The organism is Enterobacter sp. EGD-HP1, assembly GCF_000733275.2.
Classification (GTDB): domain Bacteria; phylum Pseudomonadota; class Gammaproteobacteria; order Enterobacterales; family Enterobacteriaceae; genus Enterobacter.
This window is the reverse complement of sequence record NZ_AVOP01000012.1, coordinates 187,246-204,554: the sequence shown is the minus strand read 5'-3', so window position 1 is coordinate 204,554 and position 17,309 is coordinate 187,246. Positions and strand designations below refer to the sequence as shown.

The window sequence follows — 17,309 nt, the reverse complement described above, 5'->3', positions numbered from 1 at the left end:
TCGTTACGTTGCGGGCTCGTTTTGACACGGAGTGTAAGATGTCCCGTAATTTTTCTCTCACAGTCGCCTTTCTGACGACGGCGCTCTCAGGCCATGCTCTGGCCGACGGTATCAACAGTTTTTCCCAGGCTAAGGCAGCAGGCGTGAAGGTGAACGCCGATGTGCCGGGCGATTTCTACTGCGGCTGTAAAATTAACTGGCAGGGTAAAAAAGGGGTCGTTGACCTTGAGTCCTGCGGCTATAAGGTGCGTAAAAACGAAAATCGCGCCAGCCGTATTGAATGGGAGCATGTCGTTCCGGCCTGGCAGTTTGGCCACCAGCGCCAGTGCTGGCAGGATGGCGGACGTAAAAACTGCGCCAAAGATCCGGTTTATCGCCAGATGGAAAGCGATATGCATAACCTGCAGCCTGCCGTAGGTGAAGTGAACGGCGACCGCGGTAATTTCATGTACAGCCAGTGGAACGGTGGCGAAGGCCAGTACGGCCAGTGCGGTATGAAGGTTGATTTTAAAGAGAAAGTCGCCGAGCCCCCTGCCCGCGCGCGCGGCAGTATTGCCCGCACCTACTTCTATATGCGTGACCGTTACGACCTCAACCTCTCCCGCCAGCAGACGCAGCTGTTCAACGCCTGGGACAAGCAGTACCCGGTGACGGAGTGGGAATGCCAGCGCGACGAACGTATCGCCAGAGTTCAGGGGAATCACAACCCTTACGTCCAGCGGGCTTGCCAGGCGCAAAAGAGCTAACCTACACTACGGCAATTCGCTTATATCGCATGACACATGGAATTTCTGACTATGCGCATTCCCCGCATTTACCATCCTGAACTGATTACCGCAGGCCGCGAAATCGCCCTGTCTGATGATGCCGCCAACCACGTTGGCCGCGTGCTGCGCATGGGCGCAGGTCAGGCAATACAGCTGTTCGACGGCTCGAACCAGGTTTTCGACGCGGAAATCACGCGGTCTGATAAAAAAAGCGTGCACGTTAACGTCCTGCGTGGCGAAGTGGATGACCGGGAATCACCGCTACACATCCATCTGGGCCAGGTGATCTCGCGCGGCGAGAAAATGGAGTTCACGATTCAGAAATCCATTGAATTGGGTGTAAGCCTCATTACGCCACTTTTTTCTGAACGCTGTGGCGTTAAACTGGATGCGGAACGTCTGAACAAAAAGATCCAGCAGTGGCAGAAAATTGCCATTGCGGCTTGCGAACAGAGTGGCCGCAACCGTATTCCGGAGATCCGCCCAGCGATGGATCTGGAGGAGTGGTGTGCTGAAGAGGACAGTGGGCTGAAGCTCAATCTTCATCCGCGCGCCAGCGCCAGCATCAATACGCTGCCCCTGCCCGTTGAGCGCGTACGCCTGCTGATTGGCCCCGAAGGCGGCCTGTCGGCGGACGAAATTGCGATGACGGCACGTTACCAGTTTACTGATATTCTGTTGGGACCTCGCGTTCTGCGCACTGAGACAACGGCACTCACGGCCATTACCGCGCTACAGGTACGGTTTGGCGATCTGGGTTGAAGCATTAACGGAGAAGAACATGATCAAGCTCGGCATCGTGATGGACCCCATCGCAAACATTAACATCAAGAAAGATTCCAGCTTCGCCATGCTGCTGGAAGCGCAGCGTCGCGGCTATGAACTCCACTATATGGAGATGAACGATCTTTACCTGATCAAGGGTGAAGCCCGCGCGCGCACCCGCATCGTTAACGTCGAGCAGAACTACGACAAATGGTACGAGTTCGGCACCGAGCAGGACATTGCCCTGGCCGATCTCAACGTCATTCTGATGCGTAAAGATCCACCGTTCGACACCGAATACATCTACAGCACCTACATCCTTGAGCGTGCAGAAGAGAAAGGCACGCTGATCGTCAACAAGCCGCAGAGCCTGCGCGACTGCAACGAGAAGCTCTACACCGCCTGGTTCTCTGACCTGACGCCGGAAACCCTGGTGACCCGCAGCAAAGCACAGCTGAAAGAATTCTGGCAGAAGCACGGCGATATCATCATGAAGCCCCTCGACGGCATGGGCGGCGCGTCGATTTTCCGCGTGAAGGAAGGCGATCCGAACATTGGCGTGATTGCCGAAACGCTGACCGAGCTGGGCACGCGTTACTGCATGGCACAGAACTATATTCCGGCGATCAAAGACGGCGACAAACGCGTTCTGGTGGTAGATGGCGAACCGGTTCCTTACTGCCTGGCACGTATCCCGCAGGGTGGCGAAACCCGCGGTAACCTGGCGGCCGGCGGCCGCGGCGAGCCGCGCCCGCTGACCGAAAGCGACTGGGAAATTGCCCGCCGCGTTGGCCCGACGCTGAAAGCCAAAGGCCTGATCTTCGTTGGCCTGGATATCATCGGCGATCGTCTGACCGAAGTGAACGTCACCAGCCCAACCTGCATTCGTGAAATTGAAGCGGAATTCCCGATCTCAATTACCGGAATGCTGATGGACGCTATCGAAAAACGTTTACAGAAATAACCTAACAATACTATTAGTGACAGCGCCTGTGTTTGTCCCCATACTGGGCGCTGTCGCTTTTTAAACCAGGAAACAGTACCTCTGACAATGAATTTACAGCATCACTTTCTTATTGCCATGCCTGCTCTCCAGGACCCGATTTTTCGCCGCGCCGTGGTTTATATTTGTGAATACAATGAAGACGGCGCGATGGGCATTATCATCAATAAACCGCTGGAAAACCTGCAGGTTGAAGGGATTCTGGACAAGCTGAAAATACCGGCTGAAGCGCGACTGCCGGAAATCCGGCTGGATAAACCGGTGATGCTGGGTGGACCTCTTGCAGAAGATCGCGGCTTTATCCTGCATACGCCGCCGGTATTCTCTTCCAGCATTCGCATCTCCGACAACACCGTTATCACCACCTCGCGTGACGTGCTCGAAACGCTGGGCACCGCAGAGCAGCCTTCTGAAGTGCTGGTGGCGCTGGGCTATTCATCATGGGAGAAAGGCCAGCTTGAGCAAGAGATCCTCGATAACGCCTGGCTTACCGCGCCTGCGGACATGAATATCCTGTTTAAAACCCCTATCGCCGATCGCTGGCGTGACGCGGCGAAGCTGATTGGCATTGATATCCTGACCATGCCAGGCGTAGCGGGGCACGCCTGATGAGCGGAACGCTTCTGGCCTTCGATTTTGGCACCAAAAGCATTGGCGTTGCCGTGGGTCAGCGCATCACCGGTACCGCGCGTCCGCTCACGGCCCTGAAGGCCAATGACGGCACGCCTGACTGGAATCTTATCGAGCGTCTGCTCAAAGAGTGGCAGCCGGACGACGTGATTGTTGGGCTGCCGCTGAACATGGACGGCACGGAACAGCCGCTTACCGCCCGGGCACGTAAGTTCGCCAATAAAATCCATGGCCGGTTTGGCGTCTCCGTGAAGCTTCACGACGAGCGTCTTAGCACCGTCGAAGCGCGTGCGGGCCTGTTTGAGCACGGCGGCTTCAGGGCGCTCAACAAGGGCAGCGTGGATTCCGCTTCAGCAGTCATCATCCTCGAAAGCTATTTCGAACAGGGCTTTTGAACGCAGGAGCCTACAGCCGCCCCTGCGCCCGTCTCTCCGCCAGGCTCTGGTCAAAGTTCTGCATTCCAGCCTGCTGACCGGTCTGGATGATGCCTGGCAATTGCCACGTTTTCCCTTCACGAATCAGATTCGCCGCCGCTGCGGTGTTCACCAGCAGTTCATACAACGCGACGCGCCCGCCCTGTAGATCGGGAAGCAGCTTTTGCGCCAGCACCGCCCGCAGGCTGCCGGCCAGCTGGTTACGCACCGGATCTTTCTCCTGCGCCGGGAACGTATCGACCAGCCGTTCAATCGCCTGCGATGCCCCGCGCGTATGCAGCGTCGCCAGCACCAGATGTCCGGTTTCCGCTGCCGTCAGCGCCAGGCGGATCGTTTCGCTGTCGCGCAACTCCCCGAGCAGAATAACGTCCGGATCCTGGCGTAAGGCGCCGCGCAGCGCGTCGGCAAATGACGTACTGTGCTGACCTATCTCCCGCTGCTGGATCAGGCAACGCTCGCTCTGGTAGATAAACTCCACCGGATCTTCAAGCGTGAGGATATGGCCGTCAGCATGGCGGTTGAGAAAATCGACCATCGCCGCCAGCGTAGTGGATTTGCCGCTGCCGGTTGCCCCAGTCACCAGAATCAGCCCGGCGTCATTGGATAACAGTTCAGGGATTACCCGCGGCGCGCCTAGCGAAGTGAGTTGCGGGCAGGTACGCGGCAACAGCCGCAGCGTCACAGAGATACCGCTCATCTGCTTAAAGGCACTGCCGCGCAGGCGCTGGCCTCCCGTCACCGTCGCGGCAAAGTCCACCTGCCCGTTCGCCCACCATGTTCCCTGCTGCTCATCGTTGAGCCACGCTTTTAATAACGCCCCAACGTCGGGAGGCGGAAAGGGAGCAGGCTCAAGTCGGCCTAATCTGCGCCAGCGCGGTGGCGAATCACTGCACAGGTGTAGATCGGAGACGTTATGCTTTACACTAAGAGCCACAATTTCTTCCAGATCCATAGACTACTCCTCGGAAAATGAACGACATTGCGCATAACCTGGCACAGGTCCGGGACAAAATCTCAGCCGCTGCAACGCGTTGCGGCCGGGCTTCAGAAGAAATTACGCTGCTTGCAGTCAGCAAAACCAAGCCTGCGAGCGCCATCGCAGAAGCCATTGATGCAGGCCAGCGGGCGTTTGGTGAAAACTACGTGCAGGAAGGCGTGGATAAAATTCGTTATTTCCAGGAACAGGGGAAGACGAGTCTGCAATGGCACTTTATTGGCCCACTGCAGTCGAACAAAAGCCGTCTGGTGGCAGAGCACTTCGACTGGTGCCATACCATCGACCGTCTGCGTATTGCTACCCGTCTGAATGACCAGCGCCCGACGGAAATGCCAGCGCTCAACGTGCTTATTCAGGTCAACATCAGCGATGAAAACAGCAAGTCCGGCATTGCGCTGAGCGAGCTGGACGCGCTGGCCGCAGAGGTGGCCGAACTGCCGCGCCTGACCCTGCGCGGGCTGATGGCAATTCCGGCACCTGAGTCAAGTTATGAAAGGCAGTTTGCCGTGGCACAGCAAATGGCTGTAGCATTTGAGGCGCTTAAAGCGCGTTATAACACGGTAGACACGCTTTCACTGGGCATGTCGGATGATATGGAAGCCGCCATCGCGGCAGGCAGCACTATGGTGCGCATCGGCACGGCAATTTTCGGTGCGCGCGACTACTCAAAATAATAAGGAAACCTGAGGAACGCCATGAAGACGTTGACTTTCCTGCTCTCAACTGTGCTTGAGCTGTACACTATGGCGCTTTTGCTGCGCGTCTGGATGCAGTGGGCCCGCTGTGATTTTTACAATCCGTTCTCGCAGTTTGTCGTGAAAATCACGCAGCCTGTTGTCGGACCGCTGCGTCGCATTATCCCGGCCATGGGTCCCATCGACAGTTCGTCTCTGCTGGTGGCGTTTATTCTGAGCGTTATCAAAGCGATAGTGCTGTTTATGGTCATCACCTTCCAGCCGATTATCTGGATTGCCGCCGTCCTGATTCTGATTAAAACCATCGGGTCGCTGATCTTCTGGGTGCTGCTGGTGATGGCGATCATGAGCTGGGTAAGCCAGGGGCGCAGTCCAGTGGAATATGCCCTGATCCAGCTGACTGAACCGCTGCTGCGTCCGATTCGCAACCTGCTGCCTTCAATGGGCGGAATCGACTTCTCCCCGATGATACTGGTGCTGCTGCTGTATGTGGCCAATATGGGGATTGCCGAGCTGTTACAGGCCACGGGCAACATGCTGCTGCCGGGGCTGTGGATGGCGCTATGAGTGCAGTAAGCACCTGCGCTGACGGGCTGGTTTTGCGGCTGTACATTCAGCCCAAAGCCAGCCGTGACAGTATTGTTGGGCTGCATGGCGACGAGTTAAAAGTCGCCATCACCGCCCCGCCGGTTGACGGCCAGGCGAATGCGCATCTGACCAAATATTTAGCAAAACAGTTTCGCGTCGCCAAAAGCCAGGTCATCATTGAAAAAGGTGAACTTGGGCGACATAAACAGGTAAAAATCCTTAATCCGCAATCTATCCCGACGGAAGTCGCGGCTCTGAAAGAACAGGACTAAACCATGCAGAAAGTTGTTCTCGCGACCGGCAACGCCGGTAAAGTGCGCGAGCTGGCCTCGCTATTAAATGATTTTGGGCTGGACGTAGTCGCCCAGACCGATCTTGGCGTGGAGTCCGCCGAAGAGACGGGGCTGACGTTTATCGAAAACGCGATCCTGAAAGCCCGCCACGCTGCGCAGATTACCGGCCTGCCCGCGATTGCCGACGACTCCGGTCTGGCCGTCGATTTCCTCGGCGGTGCGCCGGGGATTTACTCCGCGCGCTATTCCGGCGTGGACGCCACCGACCAGCAGAATCTGGAAAAGCTGCTCGTGGCTCTGAAGGACGTTCCCGACGAACAGCGCACCGCGCAGTTCCACTGCGTGCTGGTCTATATGCGTCACGCGGAAGACCCGACGCCGATCGTCTGCCACGGCAGCTGGCCGGGCGTGATTACCCGTGAAGCGGCTGGCAACGGCGGCTTTGGCTACGACCCAATTTTCTTTGTCCCCTCCGAGGGCAAAACCGCTGCGGAACTGACCCGCGAAGAGAAAAGCGCGATTTCCCACCGTGGACGCGCGCTGAAACTGTTACTGGAAGCACTGCGTAATGGCTAATTTGCCGCCTCTGAGTCTGTATATTCACATCCCGTGGTGCGTGCAGAAATGCCCGTACTGCGATTTCAACTCGCACGCGCTGAAGGGCGAAGTGCCGCACGATGACTACGTTGCGCATCTGCTGGCCGACCTGGACGCCGATGTACCTTACGCACAGGGACGTGAAGTTAAGACCATTTTCATTGGTGGCGGTACGCCGAGCCTGCTGTCCGGCCCGGCGATGCAGACGCTGCTGGACGGCGTGCGTGCGCGCCTGAACCTGGCGGCGGATGCTGAAATTACGATGGAAGCCAACCCCGGCACCGTTGAAGCCGACCGTTTTGTCGACTATCAGCACGCGGGGGTGAACCGCATTTCCATCGGCGTGCAGAGCTTTAGCGAGCCGAAGCTGAAACGTCTGGGGCGCATTCACGGCCCGGAAGAGGCGAAGCGCGCGGCACACCTGGCGACCGGGCTTAATCTTCGCAGCTTTAACCTGGATCTGATGCACGGCCTGCCGGATCAGTCGCTGGAAGAGGCGCTGGACGACCTGCGCCAGGCGATCGAACTGAATCCGCCGCACCTGTCGTGGTATCAGCTCACCATCGAGCCAAACACGCTGTTCGGTTCCCGCCCGCCGGTGCTGCCGGACGACGACGCGCTGTGGGATATCTTCGAGCAGGGCCACAGGCTGCTAACCGCTGCGGGCTATCAGCAGTATGAAACGTCCGCGTACGCGAAGCCGGGCTACCAGTGTCAGCACAACCTGAACTACTGGCGCTTTGGCGACTATCTGGGGATTGGCTGCGGCGCGCACGGTAAGGTCACCTTCCCTGACGGGCGCATTCTGCGTACGGCGAAGACTCGCCATCCGCGCGGGTATATGGAAGGCCGCTACCTGGAGCGTCAGCACGACGTCGAGGCGGCGGATAAGCCGTTTGAGTTCTTTATGAACCGATTCCGCCTGCTGGAAGCCGCGCCGCGCGTGGAGTTTGCGCGTTACACCGGGCTGCCGGAGTCGGTGATTCGCCCGCAGATCGACGAGGCGCTGGCCCAGGGGTATCTCACGGAATGTGAGGAATACTGGCAGATCACCGAGCACGGCAAACTGTTCTTAAACTCCCTTCTTGAACTGTTCCTCGCCGAAGAATCCTGAAGGCTGATTCAGGATTTCGCATCCCGTTCTGTCGGCTGAGGGAAAGGCTGGCAGAGTGCGGGGATGGAAATTACTCGTTCTTATGCAAAACAGCTCAGACGTGAGCTGACAAAAGAAAAAAGGCGGCTTTGGTATCTACTGCGCAGCCGCCGTTTCGAAAATTATAAATTTCGCCGACAGCATCCGGTAGGAAACTACATTCTGGATTTCGCCTGCTGCGCGGCTCGTCTGGCTGTTGAGCTGGATGGCGGGCATCATGATGAAAAGCAGGAATACGATCGTCAAAGAACGTGCTGGCTTAACGAGAAAGGTTGGCATGTCATTCGATTCTGGAATAACGAACTCTGGGATAACGAAGAGGCGGTGTTAGAAAAGATCCTTGAAACACTGCAAATGCTACAACCCTCACCCCGGCCCTCTCCCTGAAAGGGAGAGGGAGCAAACCATCCCCTCGCCCCTTTGGGGAGAGGGTTAGGGTGAGGGGCCCAGCGCGCAGAGATCTTACTTCAGCGTCCCCACCAGCGCCTTACGGCTATCTTCCAGCGACACCACGCGTTTACACACGTCTTTGCCGAACTGCTGGAAATCATCTTCCTGGTTCTTCCACTCGTTCTGAATGGAGGTCTGCAAGCCGCCCAGACTGCCCAGCACGCCCTGCAGCGGGTTACCGCCGCCTTTCAGCACGGCTTTCGCCCCCATCTCGTTAATGCTGTCCTGCAGAATGCCGCCCATCGCCTGATTCACCAACTGCTGCCCGTCGGCACGCACTTCATCAATCGCCTTGTAGTGGAACGTCAGGCCGTCGGAGCGCGTCTCGATAATGCGGTTCATCTGCTCTTTAAGCTGCTTGTCGAGCTTCGTCAGGCGGGTGCGCATGTTGCTGCTCTCACCCACCTCTTTGGTGATGATCTTATCCAGCGCGACGCGGCTTTTCTCAACGCGGGTCAGCGCACCTTCATTAATCCATGGCAGCGCGGTACGCAAATCGGCCTGATAGTCTTTCGCCTGCTCACGCTGTGCGGCAGTCAGGTTGTACTGCTTGCCGTTAAAGGTGACATTCCCCTGCGGCGTAATCACCAGATTGCCGTTCTCGCCTTTAACCTGCACGGTTTGCGGGCTTAACACCACGTCATCACGCGGGGTGACGCTACATTTATACTCCGCATGGGCGGTGAATCCGGTTGCCATCAAAGCAACAGCCAGCAACGTTTTGCGCATCTTAAACACTCCCTCAGACAAAATGGGCCAGCTAATGCTGGCCCCGTACTTGCTTTATTAGTCCCACCAAACGTCGAAAAGTTCGCTGACTCGGACATCTTCCAGCTTGTGGTCCTCAAGCCATTTACGCACCAGCGCCTGATGTTCTTCGGTGCATTTACCCACTTCCTGGGTGCAGATCAGACCTTCCCATGCCAGGTAGCCGCTACCGTCGAAGGCCAGCTTGTTTGGCTCGATCACGTCATTGATGAACGCATCCACGTCCCGATCGATCTGTTCTACACTGGTGCCTTCCGGGAAACGCCAGGCAACGGAGAAGCCCACTTCCTGGAATTCTTCGATGTGCATCTTTTTACGCAGACGACGGCTACGATTCTTTGCCATTATTTCACCCTCTCGAACATTAAGTCCCATACACCGTGACCAAGACGATGGCCACGCTGTTCAAATTTCGTTACCGGACGCGATTCCGGACGCGGTACATAGTCGTTGCTTGCAGACTGGTTTTTATACCCGTCCAGCGACGACATCACTTCCAGCATATGTTCCGCATACGGTTCCCAGTCGGTCGCCATGTGGAAGACGCCGCCCAGCTTCAGCTTACTTTTCACCAGCTCGGCAAACGGCGCCTGAACGATACGGCGTTTATTATGACGTGCTTTGTGCCACGGGTCAGGGAAAAAGAGCTGAACCATGGTTAAAGAATTGTCAGGAATCATTTTATGCAGCACTTCCACCGCGTCGTGACACATCACGCGCAGGTTCTCAACGCCCTCTTCATGGGCCGTTGCCAGGCATGCACCCACGCCCGGGGAGTGGACTTCAATACCGAGGAAGTTCTGCTCCGGTCGCGCTTTCGCCATGGTCACCAGCGAGGTGCCCATACCAAACCCAATCTCCAGCGTGACGGGGGCTTCGCGGCCGAACAGTTCGGTAAAGTCCAGAGGCTGCTCGCTGAACTCAACGCCCATCACCGGCCAGTAGTTGTCCAGCGCATGTTGCTGCCCTTTTGTCAGGCGGCCCTGACGGCGGACAAAGCTGCGAATACGGCGCAGCGGGCGACCGTTTTCATCAAATTCCGGTGAAATGACGTCGTTTTTCATAAAAGAGTTGTCTGCTTGTGAGAATGTTCGGGAAACGGGCATTATCCAAAGTTAAGGCTTCTATGCAAGCATGGGAAAGATCCGGTTTACAGCAGATTGACGCTGTGCTGCAATCTGCGTCCCTGATTATGCGAATCGATGACCATGCAAGCCTCTCAATTTTCAGCCCAGGTGCTGGACTGGTACGACAAATACGGGCGTAAAACCCTGCCCTGGCAAATTGAAAAAACGCCTTACAAAGTATGGCTCTCCGAGGTGATGTTGCAACAAACGCAGGTCGCCACGGTTATCCCTTACTTCGAGCGTTTTATGGCGCGCTTCCCGACGGTGACCGATCTGGCCAACGCGCCGCTGGACGAGGTCCTGCACCTGTGGACCGGTCTTGGCTATTACGCCCGCGCGCGTAATCTGCATAAGGCCGCACAGCAGGTTGCGACGCGCCACAACGGTAAATTCCCGGAAACCTTCGACGAGGTGGCCGATCTCCCCGGCGTCGGACGTTCAACCGCAGGCGCTATCCTCTCCCTGTCTTTAGGCAAGCATTTCCCGATCCTCGACGGCAACGTGAAGCGCGTGCTGGCACGCTGCTATGCCGTCGACGGCTGGCCGGGGAAGAAGGACGTTGAAAAACGTCTTTGGGAAATAAGTGAAGCGGTCACCCCGGCCAACGGCGTTGAGCGTTTTAACCAGGCGATGATGGATCTCGGCGCGATGGTCTGCACGCGCTCAAAACCAAAATGCGAACTCTGCCCGGTGAATAACCTCTGCGTGGCGTACGCTAACCATTCATGGGCGCAATATCCGGGTAAGAAACCCAAACAGACGCTGCCGGAGCGCACCGGCTATATGCTGCTGATGCAGCACGGCGACGACGTGTTCCTTGCCCAGCGGCCGCCGAGCGGCCTGTGGGGCGGTCTATACTGCTTCCCACAGTTTGAAAATGAAGACCTGCTGCGTGAATGGCTTAAACAGCGCGGGATTGCTGCCGATAACCTGACGCAGCTGACCGCGTTTCGCCATACCTTCAGCCATTTCCACCTGGATATTGTACCCATGTGGCTTCCCGTGTCGTCATTTGCCTCGTGCATGGATGAAGGCACCGCTCTCTGGTATAACTTAGCGCAACCGCCATCAGTCGGACTGGCGGCTCCCGTGGAGCGCCTGTTACAGCAATTACGTGCCGGTGCAATGGTTTAGCATCGACAAGAAAAAGAGGAATGAGTATGGCCAGAACGATTTTTTGTACTTTCCTGCAGCGTGACGCTGAAGGCCAGGATTTCCAGCTTTATCCGGGCGATCTGGGTAAACGCATCTACAATGAAATCTCCAAAGAAGCCTGGGGACAGTGGCAGAAAAAGCAGACCATGCTGATCAACGAGAAAAAACTCAGCATGATGAACCCGGAACACCGCAAGCTGCTAGAGCAGGAGATGGTGAGCTTCCTGTTCGAAGGTAAAGACGTGCACATCGAAGGCTATACGCCACCGGAAAAATAATATTGAGCGGCTGTTGCCGGGTGGCGCTGCGCTTACCCGGCCTACAAAACCGTAGGCCCGTGCAAGCGTAGCGCCGCCGGGCAATAGCAACGACTAAGCAAACACAACACGCACTCCCGGAATGATGAAAAAACTTTTAGCGCTAGCCCTTGTTGCGCCGTTGCTTGTCTCGTGTTCGTCAAAAAAAGGCGAAGATTACAACGAAGCCTGGATCAAGGACACCAACGGTTTTGACATTTTGATGGGGCAGTTTGCCCACAACATCGAGAATATATGGGGATTTAACGAAGTTCTTATTGCCGGACCTAAGGACTACGTTAAGTACACCGACGCCTATCAGACCCGTAGCCACATCAACTTTGATGAGGGTACGATCACGATTGAGACCATTGCAGGCACAGACCCTGCGGCACGACTCCGTCAGGCGATTATCAAAACCCTGCTGATGTGTGACGATCCGGGATCTATCGATCTCTACTCCGATGCCGACGATATCACTATCTCGAAAGAGCCGTTCCTGTACGGCCAGGTTGTCGATCAGACCGGTCAGCCGATCCGCTGGGAAGGTCGCGCCACGAAATTTGCCGACTACCTGCTGCAGACCCGCCTGAAAAGCCGCTCTAACGGTCTGAAGATTATCTACAGCGTCACCATCAACCTCGTCCCGAACCACCTCGACAAGCGTGCGCATAAGTACATTGGGATGGTGCGTCAGGCCTCGCGCAAGTACGGCGTGGATGAGTCGCTGATCCTGGCGATTATGCAGACCGAATCATCGTTCAACCCGTACGCGGTAAGCCGTTCCGACGCCCTGGGGCTGATGCAGGTTGTGCAGCACAGCGCCGGTAAAGACGTCTTCCGCGCGCAGGGGAAATCCGGCACGCCGAGCCGCAGCTATCTGTTCGATCCGCAGAGCAACATTGATACAGGCACGGCCTACCTGGCGATGCTGAACAATGTCTACCTCGGCGGAATTGATAACCCAACGTCGCGCCGCTATGCGGTGATCACCGCCTATAACGGCGGCGCGGGCAGCGTGCTGCGCGTCTTCTCAAATGACAAAGTGCAGGCCGCGAACATCATCAACAGCATGGCACCGGGGGATGTCTACTCAACCCTCACGACCCGCCACCCGTCTGCGGAATCCCGCCGCTATCTGTATAAGGTGAATACGGCGCAGAAGAACTATCGTCGTCGCTAAAAAACGCCCCCTCACCCTAACCCTCTCCCCAAAAGGGAGAGGGAAATTGAACACCCATACGAAAATGTTATTTGCATCACAATCCAAACTGCAAATTAATGTGGATTGCATTTTTTTGCGGGAGGTAACAAAACATATCGTTGCCAACTGATAGAATTGCATCAAATAACAACCCTGAATGTTCCTATAACAACATATCTCCCGCTCACTTGTGAGGAAAGTAACATGAACCTTAAGCTGCAGCTTAAAATATTGTCGTTTCTGCAGTTCTGCCTGTGGGGTAGCTGGCTGACTACACTCGGCTCCTATATGTTTGTAACGCTCAAGTTCGACGGAGCGTCAATCGGTGCCGTATACAGTTCGCTCGGTATTGCGGCTGTCTTCATGCCAACGCTGCTGGGCATCGTGGCGGATAAATGGTTGAGTGCGAAATGGCTGTACATGCTTTGCCATCTGGTGGGTGCGGGGACGCTGTTTATGGCGGCCCAGGTGAACACGCCGGGGGCGATGTTCATGGTGATCCTGCTTAACTCGCTGGCCTATATGCCAACGCTTGGCCTGATCAACACCATCTCCTACTACCGTCTGAAATCCGCGGATATGGATATCGTGACCGACTTCCCGCCAATCCGTATCTGGGGTACCATCGGCTTTATCATGGCGATGTGGGGCGTGAGCTTCGCGGGCTTTGAACTGAGCCATATGCAGCTCTATATCGGTGCAGCGCTCTCCGTGGTGCTGGCGATCTTCACCCTGACGCTGCCAACCATTCCGGTTTCTAACCAGCAGAAAAACCAGAGCTGGAGTACCATGCTCGGCCTGGACGCGTTCGCGCTGTTCAAAAACAAGCGCATGGCGATCTTCTTTATCTTCTCCATGCTGCTGGGCGCAGAGCTGCAGATCACCAACATGTTCGGCAACACCTTCCTGCACAGCTTCGACAACAACCCGCTGTTCGCCGGAAGCTTTATCGTCGAGCACGCGTCGGTGATGATGTCCATCTCTCAGATCTCTGAGACGCTGTTCATCCTGACCATTCCGTTCTTCCTGAGCCGCTACGGCATCAAAAACGTCATGCTGATCAGTATCGCCGCGTGGATGCTGCGCTTCGGCCTGTTCGCCTACGGTGACCCGAGCGCGTTCGGTACCGTGCTGCTGGTGCTGTCGATGATTGTTTACGGCTGCGCCTTCGACTTCTTCAACATCTCCGGTTCGGTGTTTGTGGAAAAAGAGGTGAAGCCTGAAATCCGCGCCAGCGCACAGGGTATGTTCCTGATGATGACCAACGGCTTCGGCTGTATTCTGGGCGGTGTGGTGAGCGGTAAGGTGGTTGAGATGTACACCACCAACGGCATCACCAACTGGCAGCCTGTATGGCTGATCTTCGCGGCGTACTCGCTGGTGCTGTTCTTCGCGTTCATCGCGCTGTTCAAGTACAAGCACGTGCGTGAACCGCACGGTGCGCAGCCAATAGCGCATTGATTGTTGTGCCCGGTGGCGCTGCGCTTACCGGGCCTACAAAACCAGACCGTAGGCCGGGTAAGGCGAAGCCGCCACCCGGCTATTTTATTGCAGAGAGCACCCACCCCACCGACAGCAAATCCGCGCTGCCGCCCGGGCTCAGGTTTCGTTCAATCAATGCCTTATCCATCTTAAGCAACGCCTCGCGGTCCCAGCCGTTAGCCAGTAATTCCCGCGCGTAGCCCTGAACGTAGCGCAGCCCATCAATGCCGCCGCGCGAAACGAGATTGCTGTCCTGATTAACCGCCATCAGGCGCAACAGCAGGCCGTGAAGCGACCGTCCGTTCCACTGCGCCAGCGCCCTACGCGCCGTCGCAAAACCGCTTTCCGCCTCACCGCGCGCGCCGGTTAAGCCATACTGCTGAAACTGCCGCTCGCCCGCCGTTTTCTGCCCGCTGCGGGCGGCCAGCTCACGCGACACCATCCCGCGGCAGATGTTACTCACCTCACAACAGAGGCTGTCTGCGGAGAAATTTTTCACACGCCCGGCGGCGAAGCACAGTAAACCCAGGGCAAAAATCCCGCCCTTGTGGGTGTTCACCCCGTTCGTCGCGGCGTACATCGCCTGCTCGCAGGCCATCCCCATCGGGCGGATAATCCGTAACTGCGCGTCAGCGGGTTTATCCGCATGCGCGCTGCCCAGCTCGGCAAAACGCGAAAACCACGGCGTGATCGCCGCAATGCTGCGGACGAACAGCGCGTGGTCCATATCGCGATGAGAACCGTTATTGAGCTTGTCCACCAGCCCCGGCTTGGGCGTCAGCTCCAGCTCCTGCCACAGCGCCGCTTCGGCAAGTGCAGGCACGTCAACCGGGCGCGGTTTAGTCGCGAGCAAACCAGTCATCAATCATCTTCTCCACGCGGGAAACCACCTGCTCAGCGGGGTGATTGCGCGAACGGGAACAGGCGTGAGCGGGCTCGTCGCAGATTAGACAGCGTCTGAGATTCGCCCCCAGCGACTGACGCCCGACGTGGCCGTGTTGAGGGCAGATCACGTCCAGATCCCACAGCCTGCCGAGCGGGTGCGTCTGCTCCAGATCCGCACAGTGCGCTTTGATTTCCGCCGCCGGATGGGCCACGCACCACAGGGCTTCCGGCCCGGTCGGGAGCCACAGCACCTGGCGGTCCAGCACCTGCCAGCGGTTCTCCCACAGCAGCTGGTCGCACATTTGCAGCGCCACGCCCATGGTATTGCGATAGCGCAGGCTGTCTTTGATTTCCCCCGGCGTGACCAGCGTGAGGGAAATCACCGGCTGTTGATAGTGCTCAAGCATGTCAGCCTGGCGCGCTGCGCGGCGATCTTTCGCCGCCAGCAGTTCGTCCAGGCTGACACCCGCCCGCACGGGTGTCGCTAAAGTCATACTTCCTCCTTCACCTGTCGCACGGTGTCGATCACGCTGCCGTCGCGGTAGCGGATCACCCCGACGATTTTGTCGGTAAATTCAATCGGTTTCGGTACGCCGGTCAGGGAAATCGCCCGCGCGTAAAGCGCGCTAATGTCTACAACCTTCAGTCCTGCTTCCATCAGTCGTTCGCGGATCTCCGGGCGCGCCGGATTGACCGCAATGCCGTGGTCGGTGACCAGCACGTCGATGCTTTCGCCCGGCGTGAGGCGCGTGGTCACCCGCTTCACGACCGTCGGAATACGGCTTCGCAGCAGCGGCGCGACCACAATGGTCAGGTTCGCCGCGGCGGCCACGTCGCAGTGCCCGCCGGACGCGCCGCGCATCACCCCATCGGATCCGGTGATAACGTTGACGTTGAAATCGACGTCGATTTCCAGCGCGCTGAGGATCACCACGTCGAGCTGGTCGCAGCTTGCCGCCTTGCTGCCGGGGTTGGCGTAGACGTTAGTGGAAATCTCCACGTGGTTCGGGTTGCGCGCCAGCGAAGCCGCCGCCTGGCCGTCAAAGCACTGGGTGTCGAGCAGCTTTTCGATCAGCCCCTTCTCGTGCAGATCCACCAGGCTGCCGGTGATGCCGCCAAGCGCAAAGCGCGCCTTCACGCCGCTGCGCTCCATCTTCTCTTCCATAAAGCGCGTGCAGGCGGTCGCAGCCGCGCCGGAGCCGGTCTGCATCGAGAAGCCCGGTTTGAAGTAGCCGGAGTGTTCAATGACGTCCGCCGCATAGCGGGCGATCATCAGCTCTCGCGGGTTGCTGGTGACGCGCGCCGCGCCGACGCTGATTTTCGCCGGATCGCCCACGCTCTCCACCTGCACGATGTAGTCCACCTGGTCCTGCACCAGGCTGGCGGGCATATTCGGGAACGGCACCAGCTCTTCGGTCAGCAGCACCACCTTGCGGGCAAAGTGCGCGTCCACCATCGCGTAGCCGAGCGAGCCGCAGCACGATTTACCGTGCGTGCCGTTAGCGTTGCCAAACTCATCGCTGCACGGCACGCCGAGAAACGCCACGTCAATATTCAGCTCGCCGTCCTGGAGCAGCTTCACGCGCCCGCCGTGGGAGTGGATTTGCACCGGCTCGTCCATCAGCCCGTGGGAGATGGCGTCCGCCAGCCTGCCGCGCATCCCCGAGGTGTAAATCCGGGTGATGACGCCGCTTTCAATATGCTCGATCAGCGCGTCGTTGCAGGTCATCAGCGAGCTGGAGGCCAGCGTCAGGTTTTTGAAGCCCATCCGCGCCAGCAGCGCCACGACGGTGTTGATCACCCGGTCGCCTTCGCGAAACGCATGGTGGAAGGAGATGGTCATCCCGTCCTGCAGGCCGCTTCGCATCACCGCCTCTTCAACAGAGGCGCAGAGCTTGCGGCTGTGCTTCGCGTCGCTGTCCGCCAGCCACGGCGTGGCGCTGTGGGCGGTATCGAAGGGTTTTAAGTCCCGCAGATGGGGAAAATTCACGTGAAGAAGTTCTGTCTGATTCATCATCTC

Annotated in this window: 22 protein-coding genes; 15 read left to right on the top strand and 7 right to left on the bottom strand. The window is 57.5% G+C overall.

Annotation, left to right across the window (positions count from 1 at the left end):
* Positions 1-38 precede the first annotated feature (38 nt).
* From endA to ruvX, 5 genes are all read left to right on the top strand, one after another.
* Positions 39-746, top strand: a complete 708-nt coding sequence (gene endA / locus N037_RS10075; RefSeq protein WP_032640640.1) for a deoxyribonuclease I — start codon at positions 39-41, stop codon at positions 744-746.
* Positions 747-797: 51 nt separating this feature from the next.
* Positions 798-1,529, top strand: a complete 732-nt coding sequence (gene rsmE / locus N037_RS10070) for a 16S rRNA (uracil(1498)-N(3))-methyltransferase (RefSeq protein WP_032640638.1) — start codon at positions 798-800, stop codon at positions 1,527-1,529.
* A gap of 19 nt (positions 1,530-1,548) precedes the next feature.
* A complete protein-coding gene (gene gshB / locus N037_RS10065) occupies positions 1,549-2,496 on the top strand; it encodes a glutathione synthase (protein WP_023333345.1) in 948 nt (315 codons plus the stop codon).
* 87 nt (positions 2,497-2,583) lie between these two features.
* Positions 2,584-3,144 (top strand): YqgE/AlgH family protein, encoded by a 561-nt coding sequence (locus N037_RS10060; RefSeq protein ID WP_008499752.1) that lies wholly within the window; start codon positions 2,584-2,586, stop codon positions 3,142-3,144.
* Positions 3,144-3,560, top strand: coding sequence for a Holliday junction resolvase RuvX (gene ruvX, locus N037_RS10055; protein ID WP_021242076.1), 417 nt, complete (start codon positions 3,144-3,146; stop codon positions 3,558-3,560). Before N037_RS10060 ends, ruvX begins: the two co-directional genes overlap by 1 nt.
* A gap of 10 nt (positions 3,561-3,570) precedes the next feature.
* On the opposite strand, the gene N037_RS10050 is transcribed toward ruvX, so the two are convergent.
* Entirely contained in the window at positions 3,571-4,551 is a 981-nt protein-coding gene (locus N037_RS10050) for a type IV pilus twitching motility protein PilT (protein ID WP_032640636.1), read from the bottom strand.
* A gap of 17 nt (positions 4,552-4,568) precedes the next feature.
* Here N037_RS10050 and N037_RS10045 point away from each other — a divergent pair, with 17 nt between their 5' ends.
* The 6 genes from N037_RS10045 (at position 4,569) to N037_RS23780 (ending at position 8,309) form a co-directional block, all read left to right on the top strand.
* On the top strand, positions 4,569-5,270 hold the full coding sequence (locus tag N037_RS10045; RefSeq protein ID WP_023333347.1) for a YggS family pyridoxal phosphate-dependent enzyme: 702 nt from the start codon (positions 4,569-4,571) through the stop codon (positions 5,268-5,270).
* Positions 5,271-5,291: 21 nt separating this feature from the next.
* Positions 5,292-5,858, top strand: coding sequence for a YggT family protein (locus N037_RS10040; RefSeq protein WP_023333348.1), 567 nt, complete (start codon positions 5,292-5,294; stop codon positions 5,856-5,858).
* Positions 5,855-6,151 carry a DUF167 family protein YggU gene (yggU, locus tag N037_RS24850; RefSeq protein ID WP_023333349.1) on the top strand — a complete coding sequence of 99 codons (297 nt, stop codon included), beginning with the start codon at positions 5,855-5,857 and terminating at the stop codon, positions 6,149-6,151. Before N037_RS10040 ends, yggU begins: the two co-directional genes overlap by 4 nt.
* 3 nt (positions 6,152-6,154) lie before the next feature.
* Positions 6,155-6,748: an XTP/dITP diphosphatase gene (locus N037_RS10030; protein WP_023333350.1), complete on the top strand. Its 594-nt coding sequence runs from the start codon at positions 6,155-6,157 to the stop codon at positions 6,746-6,748.
* Positions 6,741-7,883: a radical SAM family heme chaperone HemW gene (gene hemW, locus N037_RS10025; protein ID WP_032640634.1), complete on the top strand. Its 1,143-nt coding sequence runs from the start codon at positions 6,741-6,743 to the stop codon at positions 7,881-7,883. Before N037_RS10030 ends, hemW begins: the two co-directional genes overlap by 8 nt.
* Before the next feature lie 63 nt (positions 7,884-7,946).
* Complete coding sequence (locus N037_RS23780; RefSeq protein WP_072163932.1) at positions 7,947-8,309, top strand: endonuclease domain-containing protein; 363 nt, start codon at positions 7,947-7,949, stop codon at positions 8,307-8,309.
* Positions 8,310-8,384: 75 nt separating this feature from the next.
* Here N037_RS23780 and N037_RS10015 read toward each other — a convergent pair whose 3' ends face one another.
* The 3 genes from N037_RS10015 to trmB are packed head-to-tail and all read right to left on the bottom strand — an operon-like array spanning position 8,385 to position 10,204.
* The gene (locus N037_RS10015) at positions 8,385-9,101 is read right to left on the bottom strand and encodes a DUF2884 domain-containing protein (protein WP_023333353.1); all 717 of its coding nucleotides are present in this window, start codon (positions 9,099-9,101) and stop codon (positions 8,385-8,387) included.
* A gap of 57 nt (positions 9,102-9,158) precedes the next feature.
* Positions 9,159-9,485: a YggL family protein gene (locus tag N037_RS10010; protein WP_023333354.1), complete on the bottom strand. Its 327-nt coding sequence runs from the start codon at positions 9,483-9,485 to the stop codon at positions 9,159-9,161.
* Positions 9,485-10,204, bottom strand: a complete 720-nt coding sequence (gene trmB / locus N037_RS10005; RefSeq protein ID WP_023333355.1) for a tRNA (guanosine(46)-N7)-methyltransferase TrmB — start codon at positions 10,202-10,204, stop codon at positions 9,485-9,487. Before trmB ends, N037_RS10010 begins: the two co-directional genes overlap by 1 nt.
* A 144-nt stretch (positions 10,205-10,348) precedes the next feature.
* Here trmB and mutY point away from each other — a divergent pair, with 144 nt between their 5' ends.
* From mutY to N037_RS09985, 4 genes are all read left to right on the top strand, one after another.
* Positions 10,349-11,401: an A/G-specific adenine glycosylase gene (gene mutY, locus N037_RS10000; protein ID WP_197278574.1), complete on the top strand. Its 1,053-nt coding sequence runs from the start codon at positions 10,349-10,351 to the stop codon at positions 11,399-11,401.
* 26 nt (positions 11,402-11,427) lie between these two features.
* Positions 11,428-11,700, top strand: coding sequence for an oxidative damage protection protein (locus N037_RS09995; RefSeq protein ID WP_023309138.1), 273 nt, complete (start codon positions 11,428-11,430; stop codon positions 11,698-11,700).
* A 124-nt stretch (positions 11,701-11,824) separates the two neighbouring features.
* A complete protein-coding gene (gene mltC / locus N037_RS09990; RefSeq protein WP_032640628.1) occupies positions 11,825-12,901 on the top strand; it encodes a membrane-bound lytic murein transglycosylase MltC in 1,077 nt (358 codons plus the stop codon).
* Between the two features lie 225 nt (positions 12,902-13,126).
* Entirely contained in the window at positions 13,127-14,383 is a 1,257-nt protein-coding gene (locus N037_RS09985; RefSeq protein WP_023333358.1) for a nucleoside permease, read from the top strand.
* Between the two features lie 79 nt (positions 14,384-14,462).
* On the opposite strand, the gene citG is transcribed toward N037_RS09985, so the two are convergent.
* Genes citG through citF form a run of 3 tightly spaced genes read right to left on the bottom strand, consistent with a single transcriptional unit; the run spans position 14,463 to position 17,303 of the window.
* Entirely contained in the window at positions 14,463-15,266 is an 804-nt protein-coding gene (gene citG / locus N037_RS09980) for a triphosphoribosyl-dephospho-CoA synthase CitG (RefSeq protein ID WP_032640625.1), read from the bottom strand.
* Entirely contained in the window at positions 15,244-15,783 is a 540-nt protein-coding gene (citX, locus tag N037_RS09975) for a citrate lyase holo-[acyl-carrier protein] synthase (protein ID WP_032640623.1), read from the bottom strand. Before citX ends, citG begins: the two co-directional genes overlap by 23 nt.
* Positions 15,780-17,303: a citrate lyase subunit alpha gene (citF, locus tag N037_RS09970; protein ID WP_032640622.1), complete on the bottom strand. Its 1,524-nt coding sequence runs from the start codon at positions 17,301-17,303 to the stop codon at positions 15,780-15,782. Before citF ends, citX begins: the two co-directional genes overlap by 4 nt.
* Positions 17,304-17,309 lie beyond the last annotated feature (6 nt).

Coding starts and splice junctions, on each gene's coding strand:
- N037_RS10050 (WP_032640636.1), bottom strand. CDS start 4,551: ATGGATCTGGAAGAAATTGTGGCTCTTAGTGTAAAGCATAACGTCTCC.
- mutY (WP_197278574.1), top strand. CDS start 10,349: ATGCAAGCCTCTCAATTTTCAGCCCAGGTGCTGGACTGGTACGACAAA.
- endA (WP_032640640.1), top strand. CDS start 39: ATGTCCCGTAATTTTTCTCTCACAGTCGCCTTTCTGACGACGGCGCTC.
- N037_RS10040 (WP_023333348.1), top strand. CDS start 5,292: ATGAAGACGTTGACTTTCCTGCTCTCAACTGTGCTTGAGCTGTACACT.
- rsmE (WP_032640638.1), top strand. CDS start 798: ATGCGCATTCCCCGCATTTACCATCCTGAACTGATTACCGCAGGCCGC.
- N037_RS09995 (WP_023309138.1), top strand. CDS start 11,428: ATGGCCAGAACGATTTTTTGTACTTTCCTGCAGCGTGACGCTGAAGGC.
- ruvX (WP_021242076.1), top strand. CDS start 3,144: ATGAGCGGAACGCTTCTGGCCTTCGATTTTGGCACCAAAAGCATTGGC.
- yggU (WP_023333349.1), top strand. CDS start 5,855: ATGAGTGCAGTAAGCACCTGCGCTGACGGGCTGGTTTTGCGGCTGTAC.
- N037_RS10060 (WP_008499752.1), top strand. CDS start 2,584: ATGAATTTACAGCATCACTTTCTTATTGCCATGCCTGCTCTCCAGGAC.
- citX (WP_032640623.1), bottom strand. CDS start 15,783: ATGACTTTAGCGACACCCGTGCGGGCGGGTGTCAGCCTGGACGAACTG.
- mltC (WP_032640628.1), top strand. CDS start 11,825: ATGAAAAAACTTTTAGCGCTAGCCCTTGTTGCGCCGTTGCTTGTCTCG.
- N037_RS23780 (WP_072163932.1), top strand. CDS start 7,947: ATGGAAATTACTCGTTCTTATGCAAAACAGCTCAGACGTGAGCTGACA.
- trmB (WP_023333355.1), bottom strand. CDS start 10,204: ATGAAAAACGACGTCATTTCACCGGAATTTGATGAAAACGGTCGCCCG.
- citG (WP_032640625.1), bottom strand. CDS start 15,266: ATGACTGGTTTGCTCGCGACTAAACCGCGCCCGGTTGACGTGCCTGCA.
- hemW (WP_032640634.1), top strand. CDS start 6,741: ATGGCTAATTTGCCGCCTCTGAGTCTGTATATTCACATCCCGTGGTGC.
- N037_RS09985 (WP_023333358.1), top strand. CDS start 13,127: ATGAACCTTAAGCTGCAGCTTAAAATATTGTCGTTTCTGCAGTTCTGC.
- citF (WP_032640622.1), bottom strand. CDS start 17,303: ATGAATCAGACAGAACTTCTTCACGTGAATTTTCCCCATCTGCGGGAC.
- N037_RS10045 (WP_023333347.1), top strand. CDS start 4,569: ATGAACGACATTGCGCATAACCTGGCACAGGTCCGGGACAAAATCTCA.
- N037_RS10010 (WP_023333354.1), bottom strand. CDS start 9,485: ATGGCAAAGAATCGTAGCCGTCGTCTGCGTAAAAAGATGCACATCGAA.
- N037_RS10015 (WP_023333353.1), bottom strand. CDS start 9,101: ATGCGCAAAACGTTGCTGGCTGTTGCTTTGATGGCAACCGGATTCACC.
- N037_RS10030 (WP_023333350.1), top strand. CDS start 6,155: ATGCAGAAAGTTGTTCTCGCGACCGGCAACGCCGGTAAAGTGCGCGAG.
- gshB (WP_023333345.1), top strand. CDS start 1,549: ATGATCAAGCTCGGCATCGTGATGGACCCCATCGCAAACATTAACATC.